The following is an 18,668-nucleotide window of genomic DNA, read 5'->3' on the forward strand; positions in this document are numbered from 1 at the left end:
TTCTAGACAATAGCTGCAGTGGAGTCCGAAACTTCGCTCAAAAGGCGGAAAATGTGCGAATAGCGTCATCTGAGTCCGAAAGCTACGGGGGATGAGGATGGCACGGCGCTGTCGGACTCAGATGACCTTATAAGCGGAAATCAGCGTCATCAGGGTCCTAAAACTACTGTGGATGAGGTTGGCTCGGCGCGATGGGACGTAATTTTGATTAATAGCAAGGAATAGATAAATCCCGAAGGAAAATCTTGGGGATTTTTTTGTTGACATATAAATAAAACTGTATTAATAATAGTAGTACAGTTAGTACACATCATAATGGATTTAATGCAAGATAGTGGAAGGAGGAAGGTTATGTTCGAACTGGACGTTCGTAGTCGGAAGCCGATTTATGAGCAGCTGACCGATAAGGTCAAGGAGATGATTCTGCATGGTATTTTGCAGACGGATGAACAGCTACCTTCTGTAAGGACGTTATCCCAGCAGCTAACCGTGAATCCCAATACGATTCAGAAGGCTTACCGTGAATTGGAACGTGAGGGATATATCTATTCATTACAGGGGAAAGGAAGTTTTGTAGCCCCAGTGAAAAAAGAACAAAATGCGATCAAAAAAGCGGAAGTCCGGAACGAGTTGCTGAGGCTGATGGCGGAGGCGGTATACCTTGGGTTCACCGCAGCTGAGATTAGTTCTTTGTACCAACAAGTGGAGAAGCAAAGAGAAGGAGGGAAGAGTGATGATTGAGATTCGGGGAGTCAGCAAGTTATTTCAAGGCGAGAAGGCAGTCGACGATATCTCTTTAACGGTACATAAAGGAACAATTTATGGGCTGCTCGGCTCTAATGGCGCGGGTAAAACTACGCTGCTCAAAACATTGGCGGGCATCTACTCTCCAGATAAGGGGACCGTGCGGGTGGATGGTGAAGCGGTATTCGAACACCCGACGACTAAGCAACGGGTTATTTTTATGCCGGATGCTCCTTACTTTTTCCCACAATCCACCATGCTGCAAATGGCGGCCTTCTATCGCTCGATTTATCCGAGCTGGAATCAGAAGCGTTTTGAAGATTTGGGAACCGTATTTCAGCTCGATAAAAAACGCAAACTCAGTCGTTTCTCCAAAGGGATGCAGCGGCAAGCGTCATTTTGGTTATGTTTAAGCTGTATGCCGGATGTGCTGATTATGGATGAACCGATTGACGGATTAGATCCGGTGATGCGGCGTCAGATCAAAAACCTGCTATTTCAGGAGGTTGCTGAACGCGAGTTGACGGTAATCATTTCTTCCCATAACCTTCGTGAGATTGAAGATCTGTGCGATCATGTCGGGATTATGCATGGTGGGAAGATGTTGATTGAGAAGGATCTGGATGATCTTAAGGCGGATACACATAAGATTCAAGTGGTGTTCCGAGATGAACGGCATGAGATTCCGTTAGCTGCCAAGTTACAAGTTCTGCATCAAGAGCGCCGGGGAAGTGTGAACCTATATATTGTAAAAGGGGATCGTGAACGGATCAAAGCGGCTTTTCAGGTGTACGAGCCATACGTATTCGATTTGCTTCCATTAACGTTAGAAGAGATCTTTATTTATGAAATGGGGGATGTCGGATATGATGCGCAGCCATTACTACTTTAATAGCAGTATTTTTCGCCAGAACTTCCGCCAGCATGGCTGGATAGGGATTATATATGCACTCGGCTTATTATTTGCACTTCCATTACAGCTCTTCATGAGCAGCAATCCGGATGCAAAACCGCAGGAAGTTGATCATTTATTTCGCATAGCTGGTAGTGTGCAAGCCTTGTTTATCATTACGATCCCAGTTGCCGCAGGACTATTCTTATTCCGATACCTTCAGGCAAAATCACCTGCAGATCTTTGGCATAGCCTGCCTTTACGCAGAGAGCATATATTTACAGCTCATCTGACGAGTGGACTTACCTTACTATTGCTGCCTGTTTGGTTAACTGCTGGGGTGGTTGCCGTTGTTAAGCCGTGGAGTGGTAATTTTTATATTTTTCAAGGCGCAGATATTTGGCAATGGTGTATTACAGTTAGTATTCTGACTTTGTTCCTCTTTTGCTTTAGTGTTTTTGTGGGAATATGTACGGGCCAATCTATTCTTCAGGGAATTATCATTTATATTTTGCTTATTCTTCCTGCTGTACTGATCTCATTAATCCACAGCCATTTAGCTATGTATCTTTATGGATATGCAAATGCAAACTCTAACTTGCGTGATTCTATTTCGCAGATATGGTCTCCTTTTGTTCATATCGTGTATTATTTTACCGGCAAACCCTTCACCAATACAGAATTATGGATTTATGGGGTATTGGCACTTCTATTTATCGGGTTGTCGTACCTGTTATACCGTAAACGTAATACGGAAAAAGCGGGTCAGGCTATTGCCTTTGGATATTTCAACCCACTGTTTAAAGCAGGGGTTATGTTATGTGCCATGCTTATTGCCGGTAATTATTTTGCGCAAATGAAGCAACAGCAAATGGGCTGGGTGATTGGTGGATATGCCATCGGAGCCATTATTGGTTATGTTGCCGCAGAAATGATTGTTCGGAAAACATGGCAGATTATGACGCGTAAAATGGTAGCTGAGTTTGCAGTTTATGCGGTAATGATAGGGTTACTTCTGTATATCCCGGTATCAAGTGTTACGGGGTATGAAGCCAGAGTGCCTTCCGGTGATAAGATTAGCGGTGTATATATGGGAGCTAACTACCGGTTGTATGCCCCAACGGATGATTTGTACACTACACCCTACATGGGGCAGAACCCTTTTTCCGATGATAAAGATTATATAGAAGCTGTCCGTAAACTCCATCAAGCGGTAGTTGCGGTACGTCCAGAACTTACCTCACAACAATACGTTTATGAATATTTTACTCTGGCTTATCAATTGGAGAATGGTCACAAGCTAGTGAGGGAATACTGGATCCCTAATAAGGGGTTTGAATCAGAGCTCAAGGCGGTTAAGGATACCGAAGCTTACAAGTATGAAAAGTATAATTTAGCTCTCTTAGACAAAGACCTGGATTATATGTGGGTTACTAACAGGAATAAAAAAGTAGCGATCTCTGATCCCGGGGAAATTTTAGAGCTAAAGGAGATTATCAAACGCGAAATTTTGAATATGTCCTACGAAGTACAGATAGATAAGGATGGAATACCTGATGTGGCTAATATCCAAATAGAGGTAAAGGCAAAAGAGGACAGCAATCAAGTTTCTTCAAGTTATGGTTATAATTATCCATGGAAATCTTCTTTCCATGAGCTTGAAAAGTGGATGAACGAAAAAGGTTATGCCGATAAAATACAAATAACAGCTGAAGATATCCAATCGGCAGAGATTATAAAAGATGATTATATGGACGAGCAAACACCTAAGAACCCTACTAGTCCTGAACAAAGAGTAGCGCTTGCACGCGAAAAGAATCGTACGGCTGTTACGAAGGATAAGACATTATTAACAGATATTTTGGACCATCATTTCCATTATGGTGTTGAGAATGGCAACTACATTGTGAAGTTGATGTACAAAGAGGGTTATAGCGATTTCGTAATGTTAAAAGAATCGGATATGACGCCTGAATTGAAAGCATTGCTGAAATAAGTTAAGAATAAGTTAAGAATAAGTTTAGAATAAGGTAAGTAAAAGATTACAGATAAAAGACTACTGGTTGACATAAACTGGATAGTTGGATTATGCTTTTGGAGATAGGAGAAGGATGAAATGGAACTTTTAGATCAGCCTCTGAACCAGTATATTCGTTCCGGTAAAATAACATCGCTGTATTAACTGGTAAGGAGTTTTGTATTTAGGTGAAGCCCGACCATGGACGATAGAGTCCATGGTCTTTTTTGCATAGTAAGAGGTAATACATGGATGTGTGATTGCTGTAATGCCTCTGGAATCTGCTTCGAAGAGATCCTTTAGTAGAATAATATAAATAGGAAAAATTGAGGTGAAAATATAATGTTAAGCAATACAGCGGAAGTGTCGTTAAGTAAATTTATGACTAAGCTGCTTCGGCATACCCCGGAGCAATATGGTCTTATTTTGGATCCAGAGGATGGTTCCTGTAGGTTGGATGATTTACTGTTTGTTATTGTAAGCACTCCTAGATGGTCAGAGGTGACTGTGGGAGATATTCGGCAAGTGGTTGCAGGTTGCGACAAGCAACGATTGGAAATCGTTGATGACCGGATCAAAGCCCGGTACGGGCATAGCCACACAAAAATCACTTATGAGCCGGGGACTCCGCCTGCTATACTTTTTCACGGAACTCATTCTGGTGTGCTTTCTGTGATTTTGGAGGAGGGGCTCCAATCGATGGGACGGCAGTATGTTCATTTGTCTGAAGGGACTCATTTTGCCAGTTTAGCCGGAAGTCCGCAGAGGGAAATTGATATTGTTAACCGTTGATACGATTAGAGCGGGTCAAATGGGTGTAACCTTTTATAAGGCGGGTAATAAGGTATGGTTGGCAGGTCATATACCGCCTTCCTGTCTTAAGGTGTACCCCGTAAGTTGAACTAGATCGACGTTTGGTCAGGAGGCATAATAACATGGATGAAATTCCAGATCACTTAGATCACGGATTACAGATTGTATTTATTGGATTCAATCCTAGTATCCGTTCTGGCGAGGTAGGACATCATTACGCGAATCCGCGGAATAATTTCTGGAGAATATTACATCAGTCTGGACTTACTCCCCGGTTGTATGATGCGTCTGAGGATGGGGACTTGCTTAAGCTGGGCTATGGGTTTACAAATATTGTTGCCCGTCCCACACGGGGAATCGACGATATTACTCGTGAAGAATACCAGGAGGGTCGGGAAATGCTTCGCTCCAAGCTGGAGAAATATCGGCCTCAAGTCGCCTGTTTTGTAGGTAAGGGTGTGTATACAGAGTTTAGCCGCAGAACAAAAGCTAACTGGGGATTTCAAGGGGACGTGCCTCCAAAGGTAGATGGTGTCCGTGAATTTGTTGCACCCTCTTCTAGCGGATTAGTTAGAATGCCGATGGAAGAGATCGTTGGGATTTATCGCAGATTAGCCGAGTTTACGCAAGAGAACGATGGGTGATTGATGTATTCGGAGGTAGGGTGCTAAAGGACACAGGAGTCGCTAAAAGTAACAAATCACTCTAATTTGTGCGCTATCGGACACCAATGCAGCTATTGGGTGGAAATAGACTGAATATGAGTCCATTTTGGGTAGATAGCGTCTCTGGAGTCCGAAAACACGACTAAATGGCCGAAAATCCACGAATAACGGCGCCTGAGTCCGTAAGAGTAAAAGCTGGGGAAATTGGCCATGGATCTCCGTAAATCCGTAGACCCCGCAGATCCCGCAGATCCCGCAGATCCCGCAGATCCCGTAGCTCTCGTAAGGTCTGGCAAACTCTCGCATCTCAGTTATCTCTCGCTACCCTCAAACACAAAAGGAGCAAGATTCCATATCGGAATCTTGCTCCTTTTATAACTTCAAAGGGCAGTCTCAGTATATGAGACATGCCCTTAGTCCCTAATACATTAGGTCTCAATCAGCAGCAGAATGATAGAGGATAAGGATAGGCAAACACTAATCAGGCAAAGCACGGCAACGACCTGCTTCTGGTTCAGGCCTGCCCGAAGCAGGCGGTAATGAGCCTGGGTGGCATCGGCTTGATAAATGGACTTGCCTTGGATGAAACGTTTGACTACGACAAAAATGTTGTCGAAGATCGGTACGCCCAGCGCCAGAATCGGGATGAACAGCGACAGGACGGTGGCTTGCTTGAACGCGCCGTCGAGTGCAATGACCGCAAGGATGAAGCCGAGAAAGGTTGCCCCGGCGTCGCCCATAAAGATTTTGGCGGGCGGCTTATTGTAGCGCAGATAAGCAAGCGTAACGCCAATCAGTGAAATTGCCATAATGGCAGATGAGGATTGCCCCTTTGCCAGTGCGACAACAAATAACGTAATCGCCGAAATGGCCGTCAAGGCACCAGCCAGACCGTCCATGCCATCCGAGAAATTAATAACTGTGGTTACACCGAAGATCCAGATAATCGTCAGCAGAAACGATAGAATGACAGGCAAAACGATATAATCGCCTGAGAATGGATTGTAGAATCCGGTAAAGGCGTTGCCAGAAACATAAACCAGGATCGCTGCGCTAACTTGTACAATTAACTTGGGCAGAGCTGGGAAATCTTTGCCTTTCGTTTTGTACCAATCATCCACCGTGCCTATGGTCAGCAACAGTACGCCACCTACAAATAATGCGACAGTCTCCATGGAGAAATCACGCGCGAACACCAGATAAGTGATAAAAAATCCGATGAATATGGCGTAGCTGGCCGTTAGCGGAATGGGCTCTCTATGAATTTTACGCTCAACGTCCTGCCGAGGCTTGTCCACAAAATCAAGCCGAAAAGCAAGCTTGCCGAGCGGCGGAATTAGAAAGTAGACGATAAGAAATGACATTAGAAATGATAAAACGTATAAAATGACGCTCACCACCGTTTTCTTTTTAAAATACCACAGATCGATTAAATCTACCTTAAAAAAGTAAAATTTTGTCGTGAGGGGTGTGAAGTTGACTTGCCAGCAACGCTGTAGTACCTTGTTGAGAAAAGCCTTTGGGGGATATTTATGAAATACGATGTTATTTTATTTGATGCCGACGATACGTTGTTTGATTATGGAATGGCAGAAAGTCACGCGTTGTCTAATGCCTTTCTACACTTTGGGATGCCCACAGGTGCAGCAGATTATGCTGCCAGTTATCAAGAGATTAACCACGCATTGTGGAGGGATTTAGAACAAGGAAGGATTTCATCTGCGGCGTTGCGGGTAGAGCGGTTTAATCGGTTGTTTGCTGCACATGCGCTTGAGCTTGATCCTGAAACATTCAGTGAGGCCTATCTACGTTTCTTAGGCGAAGGAACCTTTCTGATGCAGGGAGCAATCGAGCTATGCGGAGAGCTTGCAGATTGCCGCCTGGCGATTATCACGAATGGAATCAAGGATGTGCAAACTTCCAGAATCCAAGGCTCGCTGCTGAGTGATACATTTGAGCAGATCATTATCTCAGAGGAGGCAGGATGTCAGAAGCCAGAGACGGGGATTTTTGATTATGCTTTTGCCAAATTGGGGATTGAGGATAAGGAAAAAGTATTGATTGTGGGTGACTCCTTAACCTCTGATATTCAAGGCGGAATTAATTATGGGATTGATACCTGCTGGTTTAACCCGCTAGGGAAGATTAATGAGTCCGGCGTTCAGCCAAAATACGAAATCCGAAACCTGTCGGAGCTACTAGATATTGTAGGGAAAGCCACTAACCTTCAATAAAAAAATAAGGTGTGAGCGCATAAGCGGCTCACACCTTTTATTTAGTAACCTGAAGAGGTTTATTGCCGAGTATCCAGCGGCTTTAGATACGCCTCGATTTGCTGGCGTTTCGATTCCAGAAATGGCGGCAGCGCAAGCGATTCACCTAAACTTTCCATAGGCTCATCTGTAGCAAAGCCTGGTCCGTCTGTAGCTAACTCAAAAAGGATGCCGTTAGGCTCGCGGAAATAGAGGGAACGGAAGTAGAAGCGGTCGACGAAACCGGAATTAGGAAGCTGCGCCTGGCGGATGTGTTCGATCCATTGCTTCAATTCGTCTTCATTATCTACGCGGAATGCGACGTGATGTACCCCGCCACGTCCCAAATGCTCTTGCTCCAGATCATTGCGTTCCTCCAGATGAACCTCAGCACCTGATCCGCCTTCACCAGTCTCGAATACGAGCACATCTGGCTGACCGGCAACTGTTGAAGGGTAGGTTCCTATACGGCGGAAGCCGAGCAACTGCTCCAGCACTACCGCTGTATGTTCTGCACTTTCTACTGTGAGATGTGCGGGTCCTAAGCCTACAATGCCATATTGGGCAGGTACTGGGCTTTTAGCCCAAGGAGTACCGCCGGCAACACCGTTATCATTTTCGTCGGATACGAGAATGAAACGTTGGCTCTCGTGATCGCGGAAGGATAAAGTCTGGCGTCCACCAAGTTCCTGTATCGTCCCATGCTCCACGTTAAGCTCGGTGAAGCGATGCTCCCAGTAGGTAAGTGCGGCATCGCTTGGCACTCGAAGGGAGAGCGCGGAGATGCTGTTATTGCCCTCACGGTTGCGGCCTGCCATCGGAAGCTCGAAAAAGGTTAATTCGGTTCCGGGATTACCCTTCTCATCTCCATAGAATAAATGGTACACTGAAATATCATCCTGATTTACTGTTTTTTTAATGAGACGCAGTCCGAGTACCTCTGTATAGAACTTAAAGTTCTCCTGTGCTTTGCCTGTAATAGCTGAGACATGGTGAAGTCCTTTTAACGTTAAACTCATGGTAGTTACCTCCTTGTAAATGCTTTGGGTTTGTGGATTATTTTAATTTATTTTTAATATATCGATAGAATCTTTGGTGAATATTATTAAGTTACTATAATTTTAATAGTAATAAGAAACTTTTGCAAGTGGATATTAATGTTTCATGAAATTTAATTCATACATAAGGAGAGAGTATAGTGCACACAACAACAAGCTTGATGAAACAATTACAGGAGTTAGGGATTGATCCACGGGGGACCATTCTAGTTCATTCCTCGTTAAAAAGTGTTGGCGAAGTAGAAGGAGGCGCGAACACGGTGCTGGATGCACTCAGTGAATATATGAAGGATGGGCTGCTTGTTTTGCCAACGCATACATGGGCTTATATTAATGCGGATAATCCGCGCTTCTTTGTTCAAGATTCCCCATCTTGTGTAGGGATATTACCGGAGCTGTTCAGAAAACGTCCAGGTGTTGTCCGCTCTTGGCATCCGACTCACTCTGTAGCGGCTTTGGGTGTTGATGCTGAGGCGTTTACTGCAGGGGATGAACGTTGGGATACGCCATGCGCCCGTGGTTCAGTGTGGGGCAAGCTGCTTGATCGGAAGGCGGAAATAGTACTGCTGGGCGTCGATCTGCGGCGGAATACGTTCATTCACGGTATTGAAGAGTGGGTGGATATTCCGGGCAGAATGACGGATAGTCATGAGGAATTATATACGGTGACGCCGGGTGGCGATGAAATCATGGTGCCTTCTCGCAGACATTGTGGTCTCTCTTGGTCGGAGCATTTTTGGAAAGTGGAACGCGAGCTTGAGGAAGGCGGTGCCATGCGTAAGGGGAACTTCGGGGATGCACTAGTTAGAGTGTGTGGAACAGTAGAAACGACGGATATTTTAAGCCTGATGCTAAAAGAGAATCCTGATCTTTTCTCCGATAATGAACCGCTGCATGGTGAGTCCAAACCAGATCCGCTTCCAAAGACCAGACGTGAACAACCGTAGGTGGGAGAGGCTAAACCATTTTTTCAGCACGCACAATCTGGAAGCCGCTATCAATGTATGGTATATTAATCTCACTAAAACATAGTAAGGAGATTGGAAATGGAAAAAACATTGGTCTTTGGACACAAAAATCCGGACACGGATACTATTTGTTCGGCAATTGCTTATGCAGCACTCAAAAAAGAATTAGGCTGGGATGCTGAGCCAGTTCGCCTGGGAGACGTTAGTGGTGAAACGCAATTTGCGCTTGATCATTTCGGAGTAGAGGCTCCTCGTCTGGTAGAGAACGTAGCTGGAGAAGCTAATCAGGTTATTCTTGTTGACCATAATGAACGCCAGCAAAGTGCGAATGACATTGATCGAGTGCGTGTAATTGAAGTTATCGACCATCACCGGATCGCTAATTTTGAGACTGCACATCCGTTATACTACCGTGCTGAGCCAGTAGGCTGTACTGCTACTATTCTTAATAAAATGTATAAAGAAAACGGTGTAGCTATCCCTAAAGACATCGCCGGATTGATGTTGTCTGCAATCATTTCTGATTCCTTACTGTTTAAATCTCCAACCTGCACCGCTGAAGATGTAGCTGCAGCACGCGAATTGGCTGAAATCGCTGGTGTAAATGCAGAAAGCTACGGCCTTGATATGCTGAAGGCTGGTGCTGATCTTAGCGACAAGAGTATCGCTCAACTGATCTCCTTGGATGCTAAGGAATTCAAAATGGGTGAATACAAAGTAGAAATCGCCCAAGTGAACGCGGTCGACGTTAATGATGTACTCTCCAAGCAGGCTGAACTGGAAACTGCACTGACTTCCATTATTGCTGAAAAAGAATTGGATCTGTTCCTGTTCGTAGTTACTGATATCCTCAACAACGATTCGGTGGGTCTGGCTCTGGGCCGTGTTGCAGGTGCAGTAGAACAGGCGTACAACGTGAAGCTTGATGACAATAAAGCACTTCTTAAGGGTGTAGTATCCCGTAAATCGCAAATCGTACCGGTACTTACAGAGACAATTGCTAAACTGTAAAGCATTTTGACAGTTGCGTTGTATTTTGTACAATAGAAATCCTGTCTATGAGAGTAGATTGGATAAAAAGAGCTCATGCCCCATCAGTAGTTAAGATGGTGACATGAGTTCTTTTTGTTTTACGGCGTATTCTGCTACAATATTTTGGGAGGGGATCCAACTGATCCTCTTCCAATTGCATGAACTTTGAACCAGCATGAGGAATATGACAAAGGGATAGGGGATATTGGAAATGGAATTGTTTGCAGCATTGGAACGGGACGACTACGAGGAATTATTATTTTGTCAGGATAAGGCATCGGGATTAAAGGCGATCATCGCGATTCATGACACGACACTAGGACCAGCACTGGGTGGAACACGGATGTGGACCTATGCTACGGAAGAGGAAGCTATTGTTGATGCGCTTCGATTAGCAAAAGGGATGACCTATAAAAATGCAGTATCCGGCCTGAATTTGGGTGGTGGGAAAACAGTAATCATTGGAGATCCCAAGAAGGATAAAAATGAAGCCATGTTCCGTGCTTTCGGAAGATACATACAAGGTTTAAATGGACGGTACATAACTGCTGAAGATGTAGGGACTACGGAAGAGGACATGAACATTATTTATCAAGAGACAGATTATGTTACTGGCACCTCACCTACGTACGGTTCTTCGGGCAATCCGTCACCAGCAACGGCTTACGGTGTTTACCAAGGAATGAAGGCAGCCGCTAAAGCCGCCTTTGGCAGTGATTCGCTTGAAGGGAAGACAGTAGCTGTTCAAGGCGTGGGGAACGTGGCCTTTACACTGTGCAAACATCTTCATGAAGAAGGAGCACAGCTTATCGTAACGGACATCCATAAACCAGCCGTTCAACGTGCAGTAGAGGCCTATGGCGCCAAGGCTGTAGATCCAGGCGATATCATCAGTGTAGATTGTGATATTTATGCTCCTTGCGCTCTTGGAGCGACAATTAACAATGAATCCTTACGGGTAATCAAGGCGAAAGTGATTGCAGGAGCTGCTAATAATCAGCTGAAGGATTCCTCGCATGGTGATGCACTTCATGAGATGGGGATTGTATATGCTCCAGATTACGTGATTAATGCAGGTGGCGTCATTAATATTGCGGACGAGCTGAACGGCTATAATAAGGAACGTGCCTTTAAGCAGGTGGCGAAGATTTACGACAATATTACCCGCGTAATGGAAATTTCCCGTTTGAACGGAATACCTACTTATGCCGCTGCGAACCAGCTTGCAGAGGACCGGATAGCGCTATTAAGAAATAGCCGCAGCACCTTCCTGCGTAATGGTCAACATGCACTTAGCAGAAGATCGCTGCGGGGATAAGCTGTAAAAAAACTCGGCAAGCTCCATCCGATTACAACTTCGGAGGGACTGCCGAGTTTTTTATGCTCTTTTATTTCTACAAGAAACGTTTATTCTCTTTCGAGGACGGTAACGTGGTTTCTGCTTATTCCTAATTACTGAACCTTTTGCGGTTCTGGGTAAGTGACGCCGAAGGTGTCGACCGTCACCTTTTTCATGACTGGTGGCTCATCTGGACGATCAGAACCGTCACGAGGCAGGCTCACAATTCTTTTTACAGCTTCGATACCTTCAGTTACTTTACCAAAAGCGGCGTAGCTTCCATCTAGACTAGGGTAAGCTGCATCCATAATAAAGAACTGGGAACCGGCAGAGTCAGGAGCCTGTGATCTTGCCATGGATAGAACACCTTCTGTATGCAGAAGGTTATTGGTGAACCCGTTGCCAGAGAACTCTCCGGCGATACTGTAACCCGGGCCTCCCATACCTGTGCCATCAGGGTCGCCGCCTTGAATCATGAAGTCAGGAATTACTCTATGGAATATAGTGTTATCATAAAATCCTTTTTGAATAAGTGAGATGAAATTGTTTACGGTGTTAGGGGCAACCTCAGGGTATAGCTCAGCTTGGATGATATCCCCGTCTTCCATTTCAATGGTTACTAAGGGATGACTTGCCGTAGCTGAAGGAACGCCTTCAGTTGGGGCTGCACCTTCCCCAGGTGCTGATCCGCTGCTTCCATTATTACTGCTTGCATTGTTATTGTTTGGTTTGTTACCGCAACCTGCCGCAATAACCATGACCAGGCATAACATGATCAGAAGAATAGCGGATTTTGTTCGTGTAGACTTCACTAAATAATCTCTCCTTTTTATTGAATAATCTCGTAGGTACTTCCCATAATACCTCCTTTGTCCTATTACATGCAAAGGTCAGTTATGACTTCTGGGATTGGCACATCTTAAAAAGAAGTTTACAATGGTAGGATGTTTCCAAAGAGAACATCGAGAAAGGATGTGCATAGGATGCTCTTTTCGTGGAAGCGGAATTTGATCGTGCTTTGGATAGGGGTTTTCTTTTGTAGTACAGCTTATTCGATCTCGATTCCCTTTCTTTCCATTTTTTTGAGCGACGAACTTGGGGTTTCAAATCATTTGGAGATTTGGTCAGGGGTTAGTTTTGGAATAACCTTTCTTGCCAGCGCTTTAATCTCTCCCTATTGGGGTTCGCTAGCCGACAAGTATGGTCGGAAACCGATGCTTATTCGCTCGGGTTTTAGTCTGGCAGCTTTATACCTTATTAATTATTTTGTACATGATCCTTATGTTTTTTTGATTGTGCGTGTGCTGCAAGGACTGCTTGCCGGTTTTGTTCCAGCAGCTATTGCAATGGTAGCCACCAATACACCTGAGCATAAGACGGGGTACGCTTTAAGTATTATGTCTACAGCCGGAGCGACAGGTAGTATTATTGGACCATTAATTGGCGGTGTAGTGAGCTATTATACCAGCAACCGGATTGCTTTTTTATTCTCAGCGGGTATTGTACTTATCTCAGCGCTCATTGCTACTTTTTTTGCAAAAGAGGAGAACTTCGACCGTTCGGCTCCAAGGTCACATGTAAGTGATGATATCAGGGAAGCGAGAAGTAACCGAGCTTTTATTACTTTGCTCTCGCTGGCGGGAATCAGTACCTTCTCCGTTATGATTCTGGAACCGTTAATCCCAATTTATCTACTGGACATGGGGATCTCCAAAAATAGTGCCTCGCTAAGCTCGGGAATCGTATTCTCCGCTGTGGGGATTGCTACGGTGCTGATGGCTCCGCAGTGGGGCAGACTCGGCAGCCGAAAAGGCTTTGGGATGATCTTATTTATTGGACTGATCGGGGGCGGGATCGGTAATATTCTACAGTTTTTTGTTTCGGGCTATGTAGAGTTCGCTATCCTTCGCTTTGCATACGGCTTGTTCTATGCAGGTGTGCTGCCGTCAGTCAATGCCATGATTGTACAAGTAATTGAGCCGGGATTCCGTGGACGGGCCTTTGGCCTGAATCAGGCGGCATCTCAGCTTGCGACGATGGCTGGACCGATTATCGGCGGCTTATTGGGCGCGTTTATTCCAATTCGTTGGGTGTTTGTAATCAATGGAGTGATGCTGCTGGTAGCAGCGATATTGGTTAAGACCCGCAAGCTGGAAGCACAAATCGCCGCTGCTCGTCCCGCAGAACAGCCAACAACGATGCAGGGCTAACTGCTACCTCAATGAGCATGTCGTTATTTAGAAATAACATAAAGCCGCCGGGCTCACAGCCCGGCGGCTTTATTCATATTAAGCTGCTATTCTCCCTGCGAACCGTTCAAAACGTCTGTTCCCGGCATAACATCCAATGGCGGGGAGGCAGGGTCAATAATGGAATTTGGATATACATCGTCTGCATCTGGAACATCCTCCAGCGGCTGATCTTCTTCTTCCATCTCCAAGAGTTCCTCATCCTTAGTATAATCCGTATCATCTAGGGTTAATCCTGCGGTTTCAGCGGCTAGATATGCATCGGATTCCACCAGCTCATCTCTTTCGATTACATCCTTAGGTGAGTTTAAACCAATATCTGCTGCCAAGTATTTATCGCCAACCAAGACAGGATCTGCGTCATCATCAACAATATCCTCTTCATCCATATCAGCTTGTATATAACGTTCATATTCAAAGTCAGCTTCAGTTTTATTTGGTGAACTATCCATAGCCGTTCACTCCTTTTTTATGATAAAATTTGAACTTCCTATGTTTATCTTTACCCGTTTGACCATGATCGAATCGCTGATCCAATAAATGGGTATGTCTATATTGGATTAGTAAAAAATGGGTGAAAGCAAAAGCCGATGAAAAACGTTCTTTTTCGAGAAAATTTACAAGAATAGGCAGGGATAGTGCGAAGCTTGTCGAAATTAAGAAGCATATATGAACGTTTAAACAACTAATGAATTACTGAGGTGCTACGATGAAGTTGCCAAAGCTCAATATAGCGGCTGCTTTTTTATTAATTCTACTGCTGACCGCTATGGTTCCTTTTGGTACGGCGATAGTGAGTGCTGAATCATCAGACTCTACGCTGCCCAATTGGGAGATTAAATTTGAACGTATAGAAATAGATCATATTGAAGAAGCTGTGGCAGCTCTTGATGAAGAATGGACTCGTGTTATGCCTCATGGGAAAAGCCCAGAGACTCCAAGTGGAGCAACCTCAGCCTGGCTGCGGTTTACTTTACCACAAATTAGTGATAAATCTGCGTTATTCATAGATAAAGTATATGGAAATAATGTTAAGGCTTATTTAAATAACGAATTAATATATGATTCCGGAAAAGATTTTAATTTCAATGGCAGTAAGGTTTTCATTCCTCTGTCCAAAAGTGTTGGAGGACAACAGCTATATTTATGGACCCATGGTGGCAGCAAAGACTTAGGGATTCACGGCGAAATAAGAGTAGGCCAATACGATGAGCTGTTATCTGTTTATGTAAAGCAGGGCTTAATGGATCTGATCATTGGAACGACGCTTATTTTTATTGCGATTGTACTGCTGATCTGCTCGCTATTCATGAGAAAAGGCTATTTTTCAGGCGGATATCTATTGGTGCTGATTATTTTATCCATTGGCGTCTTAGTGGTAACGTATTCATCGTTCCTGCCGACAATCCTCGGCGATTATGGAGAGATCGTACTTGTTTTCTTTGATGTAGCTTTATATACGCTTTTGCCATCCTTTACATTTTATTTTGAGAAAATATTTGGTCCAGGGAAAAAGAGAATCGTTACACGATTCCGTAAGTTTCAAATTGTCTATTCTGTATTTTGTTTTTCCCTAATGGTTATTAATATTCTTTTGTCCTATCAGGTGGATGACTTTTATAGATTGATGACTACGAGTGTGCTAGGTATCCTTATGATTGTGCAAATTATACTTTTGATCAGCTTAGCGTTTATACACGTGAACCGTGGCAATGTAGATGCTGTTATTTTTACTTCAGGGTTCTCAATATTTGCTTTCATGTCTCTTAGTGAACTGGTCATGTTCTATGCATCGGGGCAATCCTATCAATTATATTGGTGGAAATGGGGAATGGTGATTTTCGTAATTGCCTTAATCGTCATTCTGGGAAGAAGGTTTACTCGAAACCATGAACAGCTTATTGAATATTCCCATCAGCTTGAGAAGTTCAATAATGATTTGCAGCGCTCGGAGAAGATGGAGATTATTAGTGAGCTGGCAGCTTCGGTTGCCCATGAAGTACGGAATCCATTGCAGGTTACCCGGGGGTTTCTGCAGATTCTTGGGGAGCGTTCAGATCAAAAGGAGCGGGAATATCTGCAAATGGCAGTGACAGAACTGGATCGAGCTACGCTCATTATTACAGACTTCCTAACCTTCGCTAAACCAGGACTTGAAACCGTAGAGCAGCTTGATGTGTCCGAAGAGTTGAGGCATGTGACGGGTATTCTTTCTCCGTTAGCGAATCTGCAAGGGGGCGTCATTGAACTTAATCTGCAGCCAGGACTTTACGTTACTGGATCATCTGCCAAGTTCAAGCAAGCGTTTATCAACATTCTCAAAAATAGTATTGAAGCTTTAAAGGACAATGGGCTGATTAAAGTCACAGCCTGGAAGTCTGGAAAACATATAATAATCAGTGTTCATGATAATGGGGAAGGGATGAACCGGAATGAGCTGGCTCGGTTAGGGGAACCTTATTACTCCAATAAGACCAAAGGAACGGGGCTTGGACTGATGGTAACCTTTCGGATTATTGAGGCGATGGAGGGATGCACTGAGTTTCGCAGTGAGAAAGGGGAAGGGACTGAAATTATAGTAAAAATACCAGAACTTAGAAGAATTTAGAAGTAATTTATGATAATTCCGTTTTTTAGAAGGAAAGAGTGAGGGGCTGAGCGAAGTAGTACAGACAGAATATTGTTTCTGATACTTACTTCTGAGGTGCATATATGCGCTTGATGATTAAAGTCCTACATATAGCAATAGCTCTTACTCTCCTTCTGATAGGATATAGTTCAATTGTTGTATCAGCAGCGACCCCATATCCATCCCAAGAAATTACCAGTTGGCAGATGAGATGGGGCGATGGAACCGAAAACAGCGGCGTAGAGGTTCCACAGAATAATGACCAGCAGTATTGGATAAATGTGAATGCTACGAAGGAAATCCCACATCTGCCATCAGGCGTATCCACTTCTTGGACTCGTATTTCCATACCTAACTTTAGTTATATCTCCCCTTCAATCTACATTGATACTCTATATGCTCTTCATGTGAAGGTGTATGTGAACGACCGTTTGATCTTCGAGGAAGATCGTAATTATATTAAGGATAACTATTCTTTGTTGTTGCCTTTGAGTCAAAGCGATAGTGGGAAAACATTATACATTTGGACTGAAACGCTGCAGGATAGAATCGGAATTAAAAATGAAGTAGTGATCGGTGAACACAACCTGTTAATCAATGATTATATTAAAAATGGACTCAGCGATGTGATTTTGGGCTGTGCTTTTTTTCTTGTGGCTATCGTTCTATTTATAAGCTCTCTATACATTAATAGGGACTATTTTTCCAGTGTGGCTTCACTAGCCGTTGTAATAGGTTCAACCGGAATTCTTTCGATAACCTATTCTCCTTTTATTTATACCTTTTACAGCGATTTAGGCGCGATTAGTAATGTATTTCTTGATTTGGCTTTATTCTCACTTTTACCGGCGCTTACTCTTTTATTTGAAAAAATATTTGGCAGTGGAAAATATGCGATCGTTCGTCGTTTTCGTCAATTTCAAGTCATTTACTCCTCATTTTGTTTGCTATGTCTTTTGATCAATTTTCTATCGAATAATAGCTATATTGAGTTTTATTATTTTGTATCCACCACTATTATCGGGTTCATCCTCATCCTTCAGTTCATCTTGCTGATCGTATGTGTGATTATATTTTCGCTTAAAGGGAATAGGGACGCTATCATTTTTGCCATTGGCTTTGGAACGGCTGCATTTACTGTAGTGTCAGAGTTACTGTGGTATTACATTCATAAGGGGAACTATGATTTATTCTTGTGGAAGTGGGGCATTGTTGCCTTCATAATCTCCTTGATCGTAATTCTGGAGCGAAGACTAGCCTATAGCCATCAACAGGTTGTTAACTATTCTAAAGAATTAGAGCGTTTTAACAACGAATTGCAGCGTTCAGAAAAAATGGAAATTATTAGCGAGCTTGCTGCATCTGTTGCTCATGAAGTGCGGAATCCACTCCAGGTAACTAGGGGTTTCCTTCAGCTGCTTAGCGAGAAATCCGTTGGTGAAGAGGAAATATTTATGTCGATGGCCCTTAGTGAGCTGGATCGTGCTTCCGGGATCATTACGGATTTCTTAACCTTCGCAAAACCGGAATTTGAGACGATTTCCAGTCTGAATTTGTATAATGAATTTAAGCATATTGAGAGTATTATGCAGCCGCTTTGTCATTTAAATGGAGGAAAAATGATTCTCGATGTATCGGGCGAATTATGGGTGAAGGGGAATTCCTCGAAGTTTAAGCAAGCCTTCATCAACATTATCAAAAATAGCATTGAATCTTTCCGGGACGAAGGATTTATCTATATGTCGGTGTATGCGGAAGAGGAGAACGTAATTATTCATATCAAAGACAACGGGGAAGGGATGGACGCGGATGTCCTGCACCGATTGGGAGAGCCTTATTTCACTAAAAAGAATAAAGGGACAGGTCTAGGATTAATGGTCACTTTCCGCATCATCGAAGCTATGCAAGGTAAAGTGAAATTTACAAGCAAAAAAGGAGTGGGAACCGAATCCATCACCATACTGCCATTGGCAGAAGCTCCGGATGATTCTCACTCCTTAGGGGGTTAAT

General features: G+C 43.8%; 16 protein-coding genes. 12 read left to right on the forward strand and 4 right to left on the reverse strand.

The window, feature by feature from the left end; translation table 11 throughout:
• The first annotated feature begins 351 nt into the window (after window positions 1–351).
• From MHB56_RS19015 to MHB56_RS19035, 5 genes are all read left to right on the forward strand, one after another.
• Window positions 352–741: a GntR family transcriptional regulator gene (locus MHB56_RS19015; protein WP_076129581.1), complete on the forward strand. Its 390-nt coding sequence runs from the start codon at window positions 352–354 to the stop codon at window positions 739–741.
• Complete coding sequence (locus MHB56_RS19020) at window positions 734–1,636, forward strand: ABC transporter ATP-binding protein (RefSeq protein ID WP_076302831.1); 903 nt, start codon at window positions 734–736, stop codon at window positions 1,634–1,636. The genes MHB56_RS19015 and MHB56_RS19020 overlap by 8 nt, the downstream gene beginning before the upstream one ends.
• Window positions 1,590–3,632: a hypothetical protein gene (locus MHB56_RS19025; protein WP_143766481.1), complete on the forward strand. Its 2,043-nt coding sequence runs from the start codon at window positions 1,590–1,592 to the stop codon at window positions 3,630–3,632. Before MHB56_RS19020 ends, MHB56_RS19025 begins: the two co-directional genes overlap by 47 nt.
• A gap of 363 nt (window positions 3,633–3,995) precedes the next feature.
• Complete coding sequence (locus tag MHB56_RS19030; protein WP_305953966.1) at window positions 3,996–4,445, forward strand: RNA 2'-phosphotransferase; 450 nt, start codon at window positions 3,996–3,998, stop codon at window positions 4,443–4,445.
• Between the two features lie 143 nt (window positions 4,446–4,588).
• Window positions 4,589–5,110, forward strand: coding sequence for a mismatch-specific DNA-glycosylase (locus MHB56_RS19035; RefSeq protein WP_076129577.1), 522 nt, complete (start codon window positions 4,589–4,591; stop codon window positions 5,108–5,110).
• A 449-nt stretch (window positions 5,111–5,559) separates the two neighbouring features.
• Here the strand turns inward: MHB56_RS19035 and MHB56_RS19040 are convergent, their stop codons facing one another.
• Window positions 5,560–6,495, reverse strand: coding sequence for an MraY family glycosyltransferase (locus MHB56_RS19040; RefSeq protein WP_076129282.1), 936 nt, complete (start codon window positions 6,493–6,495; stop codon window positions 5,560–5,562).
• A gap of 168 nt (window positions 6,496–6,663) precedes the next feature.
• Here MHB56_RS19040 and MHB56_RS19045 point away from each other — a divergent pair, with 168 nt between their 5' ends.
• Entirely contained in the window at window positions 6,664–7,365 is a 702-nt protein-coding gene (locus MHB56_RS19045) for a YjjG family noncanonical pyrimidine nucleotidase (protein WP_076194170.1), read from the forward strand.
• A gap of 59 nt (window positions 7,366–7,424) precedes the next feature.
• Here MHB56_RS19045 and MHB56_RS19050 read toward each other — a convergent pair whose 3' ends face one another.
• Window positions 7,425–8,402, reverse strand: coding sequence for a ring-cleaving dioxygenase (locus tag MHB56_RS19050; protein ID WP_341143881.1), 978 nt, complete (start codon window positions 8,400–8,402; stop codon window positions 7,425–7,427).
• A 179-nt stretch (window positions 8,403–8,581) separates the two neighbouring features.
• On the opposite strand from MHB56_RS19050, the gene MHB56_RS19055 reads away from it, so the two are divergent.
• The 3 genes from MHB56_RS19055 (at window position 8,582) to MHB56_RS19065 (ending at window position 11,759) form a co-directional block, all read left to right on the forward strand.
• Window positions 8,582–9,388 carry an AAC(3) family N-acetyltransferase gene (locus MHB56_RS19055; RefSeq protein WP_076129279.1) on the forward strand — a complete coding sequence of 269 codons (807 nt, stop codon included), beginning with the start codon at window positions 8,582–8,584 and terminating at the stop codon, window positions 9,386–9,388.
• 99 nt (window positions 9,389–9,487) lie between these two features.
• Complete coding sequence (locus tag MHB56_RS19060; protein ID WP_076129278.1) at window positions 9,488–10,420, forward strand: manganese-dependent inorganic pyrophosphatase; 933 nt, start codon at window positions 9,488–9,490, stop codon at window positions 10,418–10,420.
• 232 nt (window positions 10,421–10,652) lie between these two features.
• Window positions 10,653–11,759, forward strand: a complete 1,107-nt coding sequence (locus MHB56_RS19065; protein WP_248547923.1) for a Glu/Leu/Phe/Val family dehydrogenase — start codon at window positions 10,653–10,655, stop codon at window positions 11,757–11,759.
• Window positions 11,760–11,893: 134 nt separating this feature from the next.
• On the opposite strand, the gene MHB56_RS19070 is transcribed toward MHB56_RS19065, so the two are convergent.
• Window positions 11,894–12,553 (reverse strand): peptidylprolyl isomerase, encoded by a 660-nt coding sequence (locus MHB56_RS19070; RefSeq protein WP_051491160.1) that lies wholly within the window; start codon window positions 12,551–12,553, stop codon window positions 11,894–11,896.
• 210 nt (window positions 12,554–12,763) lie between these two features.
• On the opposite strand from MHB56_RS19070, the gene MHB56_RS19075 reads away from it, so the two are divergent.
• Window positions 12,764–13,990 carry an MFS transporter gene (locus MHB56_RS19075; RefSeq protein WP_339811967.1) on the forward strand — a complete coding sequence of 409 codons (1,227 nt, stop codon included), beginning with the start codon at window positions 12,764–12,766 and terminating at the stop codon, window positions 13,988–13,990.
• Between the two features lie 86 nt (window positions 13,991–14,076).
• Here the strand turns inward: MHB56_RS19075 and MHB56_RS19080 are convergent, their stop codons facing one another.
• Window positions 14,077–14,481 (reverse strand): hypothetical protein, encoded by a 405-nt coding sequence (locus MHB56_RS19080; protein ID WP_341143882.1) that lies wholly within the window; start codon window positions 14,479–14,481, stop codon window positions 14,077–14,079.
• Between the two features lie 257 nt (window positions 14,482–14,738).
• Between MHB56_RS19080 and MHB56_RS19085 the strand changes: the two genes are divergently transcribed.
• Window positions 14,739–16,637, forward strand: a complete 1,899-nt coding sequence (locus MHB56_RS19085; protein WP_341143883.1) for an ATP-binding protein — start codon at window positions 14,739–14,741, stop codon at window positions 16,635–16,637.
• Window positions 16,638–16,750: 113 nt separating this feature from the next.
• Window positions 16,751–18,667, forward strand: coding sequence for a sensor histidine kinase (locus tag MHB56_RS19090; protein WP_256721819.1), 1,917 nt, complete (start codon window positions 16,751–16,753; stop codon window positions 18,665–18,667).
• The last annotated feature ends 1 nt before the right edge of the window (window position 18,668 follow it).

This window comes from Paenibacillus sp. FSL H8-0315 (assembly GCF_038005365.1).
GTDB lineage: Bacteria > Bacillota > Bacilli > Paenibacillales > Paenibacillaceae > Paenibacillus_AQ > Paenibacillus_AQ odorifer.